Genomic DNA, 13,569 nt, shown 5'->3' with positions numbered 1-13,569 from the left:
AGCTGAATCAGAAGAAATCAATTATAATATCTCTAATATTTAACTGTTGGAAGCAACATTTTTTTATACCCCATCCTGAATTTGGATATGGGGGATATTGTTGTAATTATAGCTATAGCAATTAAAACTCAAACTCATCTATATCAGTAGTCAATTTTTTTGTTTTTCTTATCTTGCCTTGCTTTCAAGATGGGTTAATGTACTTAACTTTNCTCTAATATTTAACTGTTGGAAGCAACATTTTTTTATACCCCATCCTGAATTTGGATATGGGGGATATTGTTGTAATTATAGCTATAGCAATTAAAACTCAAACTCATCTATATCAGTAGTCAATTTTTTTGTTTTTCTTATCTTGCCTTGCTTTCAAGATGGGTTAATGTACTTAACTTTGACACAAACAAACTGCTATATCTGCTTGAATCATCTCCGGCATAGATATTGCTCATAAAAATTGTACACCAAGTTATTCTATATCAAAACATACTTTTACGAATGCCAAGATTAAAATCTCCAAGTATTTCTCCCCACTTTGACGTTATAGTAGTAGGTTCGGGTGCAGCAGGACTTTATGCGGCCCTTTGTTTACCTACTCATCTCCGAGTCGCCTTAGTTACTAAAAATACCATAAACATGGGTTCAAGTAACTATGCTCAGGGAGGTATTGCTGCTGCTGTTGACCCATCGGATAATCCATTCTTACACCTAGAAGATACCCTTAAAGCTGGTGTGGGTTTGTGTGACTATGAAGCAGTAAAATTTATGGTGGAGAATGCTGCGGAGGCGATCGCTCATCTAGTAGAAATGGGAGTTGCCTTCGACCGCAAAGGAGAAAAACTGGCAATGACTTTAGAAGCTGCTCACTCCCGCCCCCGCGTACTTCATTCCGCAGATACCACAGGTCGAGCTATTATTGATACACTTGTCGCTAAAGTTCTAGAACGTCCAAACATTCAGGTTATTTCCCAAGCAATAGCATTAAATTTGTGGTTAGCTCCACAAAAAGATCGGGTTCAAGGTATTAGTCTTCTCCATCAAAGCAAAATTCAGTGGTTAAAATCTTCTGTAGTTGTTCTCGCCACAGGTGGGGGCGGTCAAATATTTGCCCAAACTACTAACCCAGAAGTCAGTACCGGAGATGGAACTGCTATTGCGTGGCGTGCAGGGGCAATTTTACGAGACTTAGAATTTTTCCAATTTCATCCTACTGCTTTGACTAAACCAGGCGCTCCTCATTTTTTGATTAGCGAAGCAGTGCGAGGGGAGGGAGCGCATCTTATTGATGAAAAAGGTTATCGTTTTGCTTTTGACTATCATGCTGCTGGAGAATTAGCTCCCAGGGATGTTGTCAGTAGAGCTATTTTTCACCACTTGCACAAAACCTCTAGCGACCCTACTCATGCTCATGTATATTTAGATTTGCGACCAATTGGCCCAGAGCGTATTCGCTACAGATTTCCTAATATTATCAATGTCTGTCAACAATGGGGTATTGATGTTTTTCAAGAACCTATTCCAGTCTCTCCAGCAGCTCATTATTGGATGGGAGGAGTTGCTTGTGACTTAATGAGTCAAACTTCTATTCGCGGACTTTATGCCATTGGAGAAACAGCAAGTACAGGAGTTCACGGTGCAAACCGTTTGGCTAGTAATTCTTTGTTAGAATGTTTAATATTTGCGGCTCAACTATCTCGCATTGAAATTGAGCCAAATTTGGTAGCACGAGATTCTGATATCTCTCAGATAAACTCTGACTGGAATAGGGAGATGGAACAGATAGAGGCGATCCGGCAAATGTTACCAAGTTTGATGTGGGAAAGTGCAGGAATTTCTCGTCACGAAGAATTGTTAAATCAGGCACTATATCAAGTTAACCGCTGGCGAGATAGTTTGGCAAGTTTCGAGATAGTTAAATTTTTAGCTAATCTCTTGCCTAACGAGATGATTGAATTAAATTCTACTAATGCTGAAGAGCAGTTGCGGATAACAGCAGAAACACTCAATCTTTTAGATCTGGGTTATTTAATTCTCAAAAGTTCTATGTCGCGTGCTGAAAGTAGAGGCGGACATTATCGTAGTGATTATCCAAAAACTTCCAATGATTGGAATGTTCATACTTTGATACAGGGCGATCGCTTGTGGAAGTCATCAACCAAGATTAAATCTAAACGCTTAAAAATCAAAAGTATAGGTAGTTAAAGTGTAAATATCTGATAAACTTGCCTAAATTTCGGTAGTGGTTACGAAGCAATACTTTGATACTTTTAGAGGCTCATAGATCGCATTGGTAGTAGTTTAGCTATCCTCGACTTTATGCGCTATTCTTAGTTTGCTTGGTTGTGCATCAGTAAAGTGTGGGATCAGTCGCGTAGGGCTGGCCAATATAATCTAAAAGCACAGATATATAAAGGTTGAGCGACCACATGGTCGCGAAAAAAGTGCAAATTTTTCAGCCTTTGAGACTAAAAAGTTAGCACGAAAGGCAGACACTTCCCAAAAAGATACAGGTACAATTATTTCTCCTACTTTCGAGTGTCTCCNAAGGCAGACACTTCCCAAAAAGATACAGGTACAATTATTTCTCCTACTTTCGAGTGTCTCCCCACACGGACCACCCGGACCACACTTCCTTGACGCAGTACCGTTTGCTTTTAATGGTGAGTATGAAAGGAGTAAATTTGTAGGTCTGGAGTAATTTATGTAGTGTTTCTTGTAATGCCGACGGAAAAGCTGACTACCAATTGCCTAACCACTACTTTTGATTACTGATTTCTATATCATAAATTAATCTTACTTATAAAATTGTACCTTACTCATACTTCTTAATAAAAATTTATATTCTATTTATTGATAAAACTTATTGATAATATAACTCAAATAGTAGTTCTGTTTTGGTTGTATATCAATCAAATATCCTCAAACAAAGAAACAGGTTAAGGTAAAAGGAATCTGAGTTTAATGCTTGATTATCTTATTAGGATGTTTTACTAATTACTTAGGACTACTATTGAGGCTTCTTAAGCTGATATCCGCAAGATTGAGGATAGAATTTCTATGCAAACATTAGACAATGAAGACAGCAGCACTGTTGAAACACCTGCATCTACAGATAACAGCAAAGGAATTTTCTGGACACCTGCATGGCGATCGCTAGGCTGGTCTTTTGAGGCTACCCCGGAAGAAGGCGCACCCTTACTAGGAGGTAATATTCGGTTCAAAGACCTCTCTGGACAACTACTAGGTGCCCATGTAGCCCATGCCGGCTTGATTGTCCTATGGGCAGGTGCAATGACCCTGTTTGAACTATCCCGCTTTGACCCCAGCTTACCAATTTATGAGCAAAATCTAATTTTACTGCCCCATCTGGCAACATTAGGTATTGGTATTGAAGCAGGCGGACAGGTAATCAATACCTATCCTTACTATGTTATCGGTATGCTGCATCTCATCAGCTCTGCCGTTTTGGGGGCAGGAGGTATCTATCATGCCGTTTTAAGGCCGAAAGAGCTAGATATCAAAGGGTTTGGTTACAAGTGGGAAGACGGCAATAAGATGACAACAATTCTGGGTATTCATCTAGTGCTGTTGGGACTTGGAGCCGCATTACTGGTGATTAAAGCAACAGCTTTAGGCGGTATTTATGACCCACTAATAGAAAAGGTGCGACTGGTACAGCCAAACCTAGACCCTGTGATAATTTTCGGCTATTTGTTTGGCTTTAGCCCTAATGGCTGGACGATAACTGGGATGGCTAGCGTCGATAATCTCGAAGATGTTATTGGTGGTCATGCCTGGGTGAGCCTACTTTGTATCTCTGGTGGTCTTTTTCACATTGTTTCCAAACCTACGAGTTGGGCAAAAAAGATACTAATCTGGTCTGGAGAGGCTTACTTATCTTAAGTATTAAAATAATTGGACAAAATTATATACAATTAGACATTTACTCTGGTATACTATATTTATGTCTAATAAATTTAACTCTTAAAAAGAGGTGGTTTACCAATTGTGCAGGAAGTCAATAAAGACTAAACTCAAAGTTAATAATAAGCAAAAAACCTTACTTGCCAAACACGCAGGTGTAGCACGTCATGCTTATAACTGGGGATTAGCTACTTGTATTTCTGAGTACCAAGAAACCAAGAAACGACTGAGTGCTATCACTTTGCATAAACGTTTAGTTGCTGAAGTCAAAAGTCAAAATCCCTGGTACTATGAAGTATCTAAATGTGCACCAAGGGCAAGCCTTAAGAGATTTAGAGAGAGGGTTTAAAAACTTTTTAACTATTCAAGGACGTGGATTTCCTAAGTTTAAGAAAAAAGGGAAAAAAGATAGTTTCTCCGCGCGAAGGAAGTATTAAAATCCTTCAAGGAAACTACATCAAACTACCAAGAATAGGAATCGTAAAAACTTATGAAATTTTACCATCTGTACCAGTTAAAAATGTGACCATCGCCTCTTTCAGAGGAGCTTCGCTAACAAAAAAAGCAAATAATTGGTACATCAGCTTTAAATATGATGACGGGCTAACTCGTACTGCCGAAGAAGGAGATATCATTGGTGTAGATGTGGGAATAAATGCTCTAGCAACTTGTAGTGATGGAACAACCTACCCTAACGTCAAACCCTACAAGCAAGCTAAAAAACGATTAACTCGTTATCAACGCCGTGTCATCAAAAAAGAGCCAGGGTCGAAAAACAGAGCCAAAGCCTTAAAAAGACTATCAGGGCTGCACAAAAAAGCGGATGCGACCCCGCGCCGTAAGACGGCGCAAGGGAACGCGCACCAAGCAGTAGCTGATATCAGAGCAGATGCACTACACAAACTGACAACATGGTTAGCCAAGAACCACGGCACCATAGTGATAGAAGATTTGAATGTAAGTGGAATGCTGAAAAATCATAAACNCCGTAAGACGGCGCAAGGGAACGCGCACCAAGCAGTAGCTGATATCAGAGCAGATGCACTACACAAACTGACAACATGGTTAGCCAAGAACCACGGCACCATAGTGATAGAAGATTTGAATGTAAGTGGAATGCTGAAAAATCATAAACTAGCAAGTGCGATAGCAGACTGTGGTTTTTATGAGTTCAAACGTCAGCTTACATACAAGTGTGAGTGGTATGGCAGTCAATTAGTGATAGCTGATAGATTTTATCCAAGTTCTCAATTGTGTTCTCACTGTGGGCATCAGCAAAAAATGCCGTTAAATGTGAGACGATACGAATGTGCCAACTGTGGATTTCAAGCTGACAGAGACTTTAACGCTGCTGTCAATTTGGCCAACTATGTGTATCAGTAGGTGGAGTTCCCACCGATTTAAAGCCTGTGGAGAGAAAAAGGTTACAGACTGCGGTCAGTGATTCTCAACAAAGCAGGAAGCTAGCTCCAAAGTTCATGCAATCATGCTTGGGCAAGTTTGGGTAAGTTTAGTAGAACGGCAGGNCTTCTTTGGCTACGATTGGAATAATCCAGGCAAAATGACGACTATCCTGGGTATCCATCTAGTATTGTTGGGAATTGGCGCTTTCTTTCTTGTAGCAAAAGCAATGCTATTTGATGGATTATACGATCCAGCGATTCAGAATCTACGAATAATTGACAATCCTACTCTGAATCCCACAACTATTTTTGGCTACCTGTTTGGTACTGAAGGGCGTTTCTGGTTAGCTGGTGTCAACTCTTTAGAAGATGTGGTCGGCGGTCATATTTGGATTGGTGCTATCTGCATTTTGGGCGGTTTCTGGCATATCAGCACCGTACCTTTTGGTTGGGCTAAAAACATATTTGTCTGGTCCGGAGAAGCCTATCTGTCTTATAGCATCGGTGCAGTGAGCTTAATGGCATTTGTAGCCACACTATTTGTTTCTGTTAACTCTCTGGTGTTTCCCACAGAATTTTTCGGACCAACTTTGACTCTGGAGTTCGATCGCTATGGCTGGACATTAAAGGGTATGGCTACTGTTAACTCTCTAGAAGATGTGGTCGGCGGTCATATATGGATTGGTGCTATCTGCATTTTGGGCGGTCTCTGGCATATTAATACTGCTCCTACGAAATGGGCTAAAGGATTATTTGTTTGGTCCGGAGAAGCTTATCTTGCTTATAGTCAGGCAGCTCTAGCTTATATGGGCTTTTTTGCAGCCTACTTTGTCTGGGTAAACGATACAGTTTATCCCTCAGTATTTTATGGTCCGGTGGGTGTGACTAACGTTGATGGAACAATCACTCCTCGCACCTGGTTGATGTTGTTCCAACTCATTTTTGCCTGCCTATTACTGGNCTTTTTTGCAGCCTACTTTGTCTGGGTAAACGATACAGTTTATCCCTCAGTATTTTATGGTCCGGTGGGTGTGACTAACGTTGATGGAACAATCACTCCTCGCACCTGGTTGATGTTGTTCCAACTCATTTTTGCCTGCCTATTACTGGCTGGTCACTTTTGGCATGGTCTCAGAGCCAGAGCGATCGCTAGTGGATTTGTCTTCAGTAATATGAAGTTCAATCCCGGCGCTCTCTATGGAGACACTCAATTCAATAACGAATCTCTAGTCATAGGTGTTGTGCAGCCGTTCCAGAACGACCCTCAGTTGGGCAACCTGGCAACCCCAATTAACTCCAGTCAGCTTACTCTAACTTGGGTGAGAAACTTACCAATTTATCGCAAAGGTTTAGCTCCCATAGCACGGGGACTGGAAATTGGTATGGCTCATGGATACCTGTTATTAGGGCCTTTCCTCAAACTCGGACTTTTGCGCGATACCGACCAAGCTCTTTTAGCTGGAGCTGGCAGTGCATCTGGGTTAGTAGTAATTTTAAGTCTCTGTCTGTTTGTTTATGGAGCAGCAGTGTTTAAAGGTTTGAGTANACCCTCAGTTGGGCAACCTGGCAACCCCAATTAACTCCAGTCAGCTTACTCTAACTTGGGTGAAACTTACCAATTTATCGCAAAGGTTTAGCTCCCATAGCACGGGGACTGGAAATTGGTATGGCTCATGGATACCTGTTATTAGGGCCTTTCCTCAAACTCGGACTTTTGCGCGATACCGACCAAGCTCTTTTAGCTGGAGCTGGCAGTGCATCTGGGTTAGTAGTAATTTTAAGTCTCTGTCTGTTTGTTTATGGAGCAGCAGTGTTTAAAGGTTTGAGTAAGCCAGTGGGTGTTTTGCCAGAAAACCTGAAAACTTATAAGGGTTGGAGTTTGTTTACTTCTGGTTTCTTGGTTGGCGGAATAGGTGGTGTAATTTTTGCTTCCTTTATCCTATTGGAAATCGGGCGAGCAGGAATTGTTTGAAATAGTTAACAGTTATTAGTCGGATAGCTAAAAAGTCTGGGATTTTAACCCAGACTTGCTATAAATTTAGAGGATTGTAGCATTTTACTTATAAATATTTCACAAATTGTAGGAGCTTGAAATTAATTTACAAATCTTAATTGTCACTGCCTTTTTTTCTATCCCACTTTAATTATATAAAATATTTCCAAAGTGTTTTACAGAATGGGTTTAGACTTTGTTTAAGTTCTGGAAATTACATAATGGATAAGAGTTATAGTTTTGCTTGACTATAAATAATTTCTTTGTGTCAGTTCCCAACTCTTTTTATCAAATTTTTTTCAAAACCATAGGATTTTATTAATGACAATTCCTTTACTTGACTATCCACTCTCTAGCCAAAATCATCGGGTTCAAGGATTTGAGATGNACAGAATGGGTTTAGACTTTGTTTAAGTTCTGGAAATTACATAATGGATAAGAGTTATAGTTTTGCTTGACTATAAATAATTTCTTTGTGTCAGTTCCCAACTCTTTTTATCAAATTTTTTTCAAAACCATAGGATTTTATTAATGACAATTCCTTTACTTGACTATCCACTCTCTAGCCAAAATCATCGGGTTCAAGGATTTGAGATGCCAGGAGATGAATATCCCAGACAGTACACTTTGGATAACCTACCCACTGGCACAGAGATGGATGAAATCATCTGGGCAGCCTATCGGCAAATTTTCAACGAGCAGCAACTCATTACAGCTCATAAACAGGTTTATCTAGAGTCTCAACTTCGCAATGGTCAGATTGGGGTTAAGGATTTCATTCGCGGTTTACTACTTTCAGACTCATTCCGGCGACTGATTTATGATACTAACAGTAACTATCGTTGTGTCGAGCTTTGTATTCAAAGAGTTTTAGGACGCCCAGTCTATAACGATCGAGAGAAACTGGCTTGGTCTATTATATTAGCGACAAAGGGGCTCGAGGGTTTTGTAGAGGCCCTATTAGACAGCGAAGAATATAACAAAAACTTTGACTATGATTGTGTTCCCTATCAGCGTCGCCGGATTTTGCCCCAGCGCACCCAAGGAGAATTACCCTTTGCTCGAATGGCTCGTTATGACAGTAATTATCTGAAACAGTTATATCGATCAGGGCAACTGCGGAAGTTTGGTGGAGTGGTTGATGAGAGTGCTGGTGCTTACCGCAAAGCCCTCGTCTTTTTGTCAATCTGCTCCTTAGCAGTGTTATTGATTACTTTGATTTTAGTCTTTTCACCTAAGTAATATCACAGCAGTTTTCAAGTCAAAAAAATAATAATTATGTAGGGACGTTTTGCTGCGCAACATGGAAAGCGGAGCATTCCGGAACGGAAAACGCATTTTTGCCTGTGCAACGTCCCTACTGTAAACCATAGTTAAATGTAGCGATCGCTCTCTTCTGTCACTTTCAGAGAGAGCTATTTTTTTCCTATCTAGCTATCAAGTCTGGTCTCAATTTTTTTGCCCCTCGCAAATAGGTATGCACAATTTTTTGGGCGTGAGTTTCCGGAATATTCACATGAATCAAAAATCTGATACAACGTTCTAAACTACCCTCAACGTGCATTTGCTGCACATCTAATAAAGGTACATTATTCCACTGAGGACGTTGGCGGGCGATCGCTGCTGGAAAAATAGCATCTAAGTCGCGAGTCACAGAAAAAGTTGTACTAATAATTTGCTCTGGATCTATCTGGTTATTTGCTTCTAGTTCATCTAGCAGTTCCGTTACTGCCTCTCGAATTGCCTCTATAGAATTTTCTGAGACTGTAGTTGCTCCACGAATTGCTTGAACTTGCCACGCCACGCCAAAATCCTCCCAATCAACAGTGTTGTACTTAAGTTTTACTAGCTATCAGCTTTTAGCCATCAGCTATCAGCTTTTAGTTGAGGAGTTCTGGAAATCTTCTCCTCAATGTCCCCAAAAAAAAATTCTGCTGATTGCCGACCGCTGACTGCTGATTGCTTTATTAAGGTCGATACAGCCACATAGGTAAGCCACTGGTAGATACTTCAAACTCTACCCAGCTTTGAGCAGCCGATAATTTTGATGATACCTGATTATTGCCCAAAACACGATTTAATAGNTTGCCGACCGCTGACTGCTGATTGCTTTATTAAGGTCGATACAGCCACATAGGTAAGCCACTGGTAGATACTTCAAACTCTACCCAGCTTTGAGCAGCCGATAATTTTGATGATACCTGATTATTGCCCAAAACACGATTTAATAGAGATTTGGGTTTTTCTAAAGTACAACTCTCGGTCTTCTCTGGGTCTAAGTCCACCAATTTACAAGCCCATTTCCGGGCATCTTCCTCAGTACCTAAACGGTCTACCACACCTAGCTCTAATGCTTGTTGTCCTGTAAATATTCGCCCATCTGCAAAACTTCTCACAGTTTCTACAGCTATATTTCTTGCTTCGGCTACCGTTTGGACAAACTGCTGATAACTAATATCTATTAAATCTTGGAGAATTTGCTTTTCTGGATCGGTCATTTCTCGGTCAAAGGCTAATATATCCTTATACGGCCCAGATTTTACTACTTTAAAGGAAACTCCGACTCTTTCTAAAAGACGTTCTATATTGTTGCCTCGCAAAATTACGCCAATACTACCAGTAATCGTCCCTGGATTGGACATAATATTTTGGGCACCCATGCCAATATAAACACCACCGGAGGCAGAAATATTGCCGAAGCTAGCGACAATTTTGACTTTCTCTTGCAACTTTTTCAGGGCACTGTAGATTTCTTGAGAGTCAGCTACAGTACCTCCAGGACTATCTATTCTAAGTAACAGAGCCGGAAATTTTCTTTCTTCTACTGTTTTGAGTGCTTCTAATACTCGTTTTCGGGTGTCGCTGGCAATGACACCATTAATTTCTATTCGGGCAATTTGTTTACGATATCGGGGCTTAAATGGCCAAATCATGCTGTTTTTATTTCAGTTATCAGTTAACAGTTATCAGTACCNTTTTCGGGTGTCGCTGGCAATGACACCATTAATTTCTATTCGGGCAATTTGTTTACGATATCGGGGCTTAAATGGCCAAATCATGCTGTTTTTATTTCAGTTATCAGTTAACAGTTATCAGTACCAAGGGCTGAAACCAGAGGGTTGAAATACTGAATTTGATTTTTTTATCACTTTAAAAGAGGTAATACCTCATTTTTTGGTCAAAATACAAAAGTAACAGACTTTTGCGCTCATAACATATTCAAGTAAAATTGTCAATCAAAATAATACTAATCAATATTTTGACATATCACTATATTTTACTTTATGATTTATCAAATTAATAATCATACACATTTTTGTGAAAAATTGTTACAATTTGTAAAAATATTTTTACTAATTTTAGTAAATACCTATTTATAAAACTTATGCAGCTAAAACTGACTGTGCATTCAAAACTCCCCTTTGCACCACTCTTACTAATAGCTCCCTTTTTCTTCTGGGGAACTGCAATGGTAGCAATGAAAGGTGTTATTCCTCAGACAACACCATTTTTCATGGCAGCAATGCGTATATTGCCAGCAGGTATATTATTGTTACTGGTAGGAATGATTCAGGGAAGACCTCAACCACAACGTAAATTAGCTTGGTTGTGGATTTTATTATTTGCCTTAGTAGATGGTGCTTTGTTTCAGGGGTTTTTGGCTGAAGGGTTAGTCAGAACAGGTGCAGGTTTGGGTTCGGTGATGATTGACTCCCAACCTTTGGCAGTGGCTATTTTATCATTATGGCTATTTCAAGAGAGAATTAGATTTTGGGGTTGGTTAGGGTTAGGTATTGGTGTTATTGGTATTAGTTTAATTGGTTTACCTGATGAATGGATCGGGAGTTTACTGCATCCAGAAACAATAGAAGGGTCTCTGGGAATAGATGCACTGTTTCAAAGTGGAGAATGGTTGATGTTATTAGCATCTTTATCAATGGCAGTCGGAACAGTATTAGTGCGTTGGGTTTGCAAATATAGTGATCCAGTGATGGCAACTGGTTGGCATTTGATTTTAGGTGGTGTTCCATTACTTGCTATTTCCGCAGGGTTTGAGTCTCAACAGTGGGTTAATATAGATCAATATGGTTGGATAGCTATGGGTTATGCAGCTATTTTCGGCAGCGCGATCGCATACGGTTTGTTCTTTTATTTTGCTTCTTCGGGAAATCTTACGAGTTTAAGTGCTTTAACTTTTTTAACTCCAATTTTTGCTTTATTGTTTGGCAATTTCTTTTTAGGAGAGGTGTTGAGTTCGCTACAGTCTGTGGGAGTAGGTTTAACTTTAGTAAGTATTTATCTAATTAATCAACGGGATATATTAGCTCAGAAGTTGAAATTTAGCAGTCTAATAAAGGAAGATGTTTCCAATACCACTACAGGTAAATTATTGAAACAGTCTCAGCAACAACCAGTTAAAGTTACTGAAGACTTGTAGAAGTTTTGGTTTACTTGTGCAACTTTTGCACTATTTCTCTTGTTTGGTGCGTTACGACACAAAAGAGAAAAAGAAGAGTAGAAGGAAAAAGTTTTTTGGTTGCCTCAACGAGATGGGAAGTTCTATCGCGCTCTTATCCGGACATGGTATCATACCTCAAATTACCAACGCCCGAAAAATAAATAAACCTTTTAGTTATATTAGCTAAAGAAAGAAAAAGTCACAATCAAACATCCTTTTTCCTGCCTTTTTCGTAAAAATATCTTACCTGTTCCCAGTTAAGTGTTCCCTGTTCCCTACTTCTGCAAACAATCTATATCTTTTTCACGCCTAGGTCTATTGCACAAAATTGTAGGGGCGGGTTCGCGGTTACATTAACGAGTTGAACCATTAGATGAAATAACCCGCCCCAAAATAAATACCCACATTCATTAGTTGTGTCAGTCCACTACTATTAACTGAGAGCCAAAAATAATAATCGGAGCAAGAAACCTAATTTCTTACTTGGGTGCGTCAGTGCTATTGAAATTAAACAAAAGTTACTTGTCGGTAAAAAGTAAAATCTCTTTCTATCGGAGTTAATTGTGAAGAGTCATAACCTTCAACAATAGCAATAGGATCATTTTCAACTAAAATTGTGGCTCCAACCTCGCCTTGCACAATATCAAAATCAGACTGAGTATCAAGTATTATTTGATCTCCATCTGATGGATCGAAATTTTGAATTACAGCAACTCCTTCACCCAGATAAAAAGTTGTTACGCCTGCGAAAAAACCACGACCATTAACACTTCCTCTTCCCAAAATAAAGTTATCTTGACCTGCACTTCCCACCAAAGTATCAAATTCGTTACTACCATCACTATATCTTATAGTTGCCGAGGAAGTAAAGGCTTGAGATAGACCGACGAACCGATTAAACTCCTCTGATGTAACTTCTCCATCATTATTGAAGTCAGGACCTCCCAAACTGGAAAAACTAGGTCTGAAACTGACATCAACACCATAAATGTCTTTTTCTCCTTCGCCATATCCCAAAATTATATCGCTACCGGGAGTACCAGTAAAACGTGCAGAGCGTTGTTCAAATTGCCCATATTCTCTATAGTGATCTTGAGCTGTGACAAAAACACCATTATTAACTGCCTCAGCTACAGCAGAATTTTGCCCCAAATAGAATGAATCTACAAAACTGGTAGTCTGCAAATTTTCTGTACTACCAACTTGGATAAAATGAGAAAATCCACTTGGATAAGTACCTGTTTCTACCTGTAATGCTACATCATTATATTTCTGTAGGTAAAAGGTTTCATCATAGTCAGGACTTGTATTGCTGCGTCCCTCTTCATAACCATAATTAATGAAATGTTCTAGTCCTGATACGAATATATTTGTTTCTACGAGATTAGCTATATCGGGATTATTTTCTAAGTAGGTTGTTTCGTCATAGTAACGGGAAACTTGTGTACGTCCTTCTGCTAAACCATAACGCTGAAAATGGTCTAATCCTGATGTTACTAAACCTTGAGTAATTGCTACATTAATATCTGGATATTTTTGTAGATAATATTCCTCGTCAAAAATATCAAAGTTCATTGAATTTATCCTCCAAAGAAATAATACAATTTCTTTCAGCGCTAGTGAATCAAGCTATGAAATCTAACTAGCATTTGAGTAATTGGTTACCAGACAAAGCTTAGACAAATTCTCAATAGGTAATACTTGTGTATACTTACTTAAGCAATCAAAATTTCAAGAACATCATAGCCACGCATCACCAACACTTTTTATTATATCCCACTTAACTATATTGT

The 13,569-nt window shown here is 39.4% G+C and carries 9 protein-coding genes and 5 pseudogenes; 11 read left to right on the top strand and 3 right to left on the bottom strand.

Features of this window, described 5'->3' with window-relative positions; translation table 11 throughout:
- Nucleotides 1–495: 495 nt before the first annotated feature.
- The 10 genes and pseudogenes from nadB to AFK68_RS30320 all read left to right on the top strand — a co-directional run bounded on the left by nadB (nt 496) and on the right by AFK68_RS30320 (nt 8,559).
- Nucleotides 496–2,199, top strand: a complete 1,704-nt coding sequence (gene nadB / locus AFK68_RS30350) for an L-aspartate oxidase (protein ID WP_094677665.1) — start codon at nt 496–498, stop codon at nt 2,197–2,199.
- An 855-nt stretch (nt 2,200–3,054) separates the two neighbouring features.
- Nucleotides 3,055–3,897: pseudogene (locus AFK68_RS30345) on the top strand (chlorophyll a/b binding light-harvesting protein); the annotation flags it as partial.
- 94 nt (nt 3,898–3,991) lie between these two features.
- Nucleotides 3,992–4,270, top strand: coding sequence for a helix-turn-helix domain-containing protein (locus tag AFK68_RS30340; protein ID WP_094677663.1), 279 nt, complete (start codon nt 3,992–3,994; stop codon nt 4,268–4,270).
- A gap of 23 nt (nt 4,271–4,293) precedes the next feature.
- Nucleotides 4,294–4,906: pseudogene (locus tag AFK68_RS47020) on the top strand (RNA-guided endonuclease InsQ/TnpB family protein); the annotation flags it as partial.
- A gap of 1 nt (nt 4,907) precedes the next feature.
- Nucleotides 4,908–5,304 (top strand): RNA-guided endonuclease TnpB family protein (locus tag AFK68_RS40230; protein ID WP_210407699.1); only part of this gene is annotated, 397 nt, incomplete at its 5' end.
- 144 nt (nt 5,305–5,448) lie between these two features.
- Nucleotides 5,449–5,914: pseudogene (locus tag AFK68_RS47015) on the top strand (chlorophyll a/b binding light-harvesting protein); the annotation flags it as partial.
- A gap of 42 nt (nt 5,915–5,956) precedes the next feature.
- A pseudogene (locus AFK68_RS47010) lies at nt 5,957–6,284 on the top strand (chlorophyll a/b binding light-harvesting protein); the annotation flags it as partial.
- A 113-nt stretch (nt 6,285–6,397) separates the two neighbouring features.
- Nucleotides 6,398–6,869, top strand: a pseudogene (locus AFK68_RS42880) (photosystem I reaction center subunit XI); the annotation flags it as partial.
- A 121-nt stretch (nt 6,870–6,990) separates the two neighbouring features.
- The gene (locus AFK68_RS30325) at nt 6,991–7,296 is read left to right on the top strand and encodes a photosystem I reaction center subunit XI (RefSeq protein WP_246844556.1); all 306 of its coding nucleotides are present in this window, start codon (nt 6,991–6,993) and stop codon (nt 7,294–7,296) included.
- 552 nt (nt 7,297–7,848) lie between these two features.
- Nucleotides 7,849–8,559 (top strand): phycobilisome rod-core linker polypeptide, encoded by a 711-nt coding sequence (locus AFK68_RS30320; RefSeq protein WP_094677657.1) that lies wholly within the window; start codon nt 7,849–7,851, stop codon nt 8,557–8,559.
- A gap of 184 nt (nt 8,560–8,743) precedes the next feature.
- On the opposite strand, the gene aroH is transcribed toward AFK68_RS30320, so the two are convergent.
- Both aroH and sppA read right to left on the bottom strand, forming a co-directional pair.
- A complete protein-coding gene (gene aroH, locus AFK68_RS30315; protein WP_094677655.1) occupies nt 8,744–9,121 on the bottom strand; it encodes a chorismate mutase in 378 nt (125 codons plus the stop codon).
- Nucleotides 9,122–9,431: 310 nt separating this feature from the next.
- Nucleotides 9,432–10,250 (bottom strand): signal peptide peptidase SppA, encoded by an 819-nt coding sequence (sppA, locus tag AFK68_RS30310; protein ID WP_094677653.1) that lies wholly within the window; start codon nt 10,248–10,250, stop codon nt 9,432–9,434.
- A 452-nt stretch (nt 10,251–10,702) separates the two neighbouring features.
- Here sppA and AFK68_RS30305 point away from each other — a divergent pair, with 452 nt between their 5' ends.
- On the top strand, nt 10,703–11,755 hold the full coding sequence (locus AFK68_RS30305) for a DMT family transporter (RefSeq protein ID WP_094677651.1): 1,053 nt from the start codon (nt 10,703–10,705) through the stop codon (nt 11,753–11,755).
- Nucleotides 11,756–12,283: 528 nt separating this feature from the next.
- On the opposite strand, the gene AFK68_RS30300 is transcribed toward AFK68_RS30305, so the two are convergent.
- Nucleotides 12,284–13,351: a hypothetical protein gene (locus AFK68_RS30300; protein WP_094677649.1), complete on the bottom strand. Its 1,068-nt coding sequence runs from the start codon at nt 13,349–13,351 to the stop codon at nt 12,284–12,286.
- Nucleotides 13,352–13,569: the final 218 nt, after the last annotated feature.

The organism is Hydrocoleum sp. CS-953 (assembly GCF_002260545.1).
Taxonomy (GTDB): domain Bacteria; phylum Cyanobacteriota; class Cyanobacteriia; order Cyanobacteriales; family Microcoleaceae; genus Trichodesmium.
Note: the sequence above shows the minus strand (reverse complement) of the source record. Positions and strands in the feature narration are given on the sequence as shown.

Bases quoted from the DNA above. Each gene is read 5' to 3' on its own strand.
- sppA (WP_094677653.1), bottom strand. From the start codon at position 10,250: ATGATTTGGCCATTTAAGCCCCGATATCGTAAACAAATTGCCCGAATA.
- AFK68_RS30320 (WP_094677657.1), top strand. From the start codon at position 7,849: ATGACAATTCCTTTACTTGACTATCCACTCTCTAGCCAAAATCATCGG.
- AFK68_RS30325 (WP_246844556.1), top strand. From the start codon at position 6,991: ATGGCTCATGGATACCTGTTATTAGGGCCTTTCCTCAAACTCGGACTT.
- AFK68_RS30305 (WP_094677651.1), top strand. From the start codon at position 10,703: ATGCAGCTAAAACTGACTGTGCATTCAAAACTCCCCTTTGCACCACTC.
- nadB (WP_094677665.1), top strand. From the start codon at position 496: ATGCCAAGATTAAAATCTCCAAGTATTTCTCCCCACTTTGACGTTATA.
- AFK68_RS30300 (WP_094677649.1), bottom strand. From the start codon at position 13,351: ATGAACTTTGATATTTTTGACGAGGAATATTATCTACAAAAATATCCA.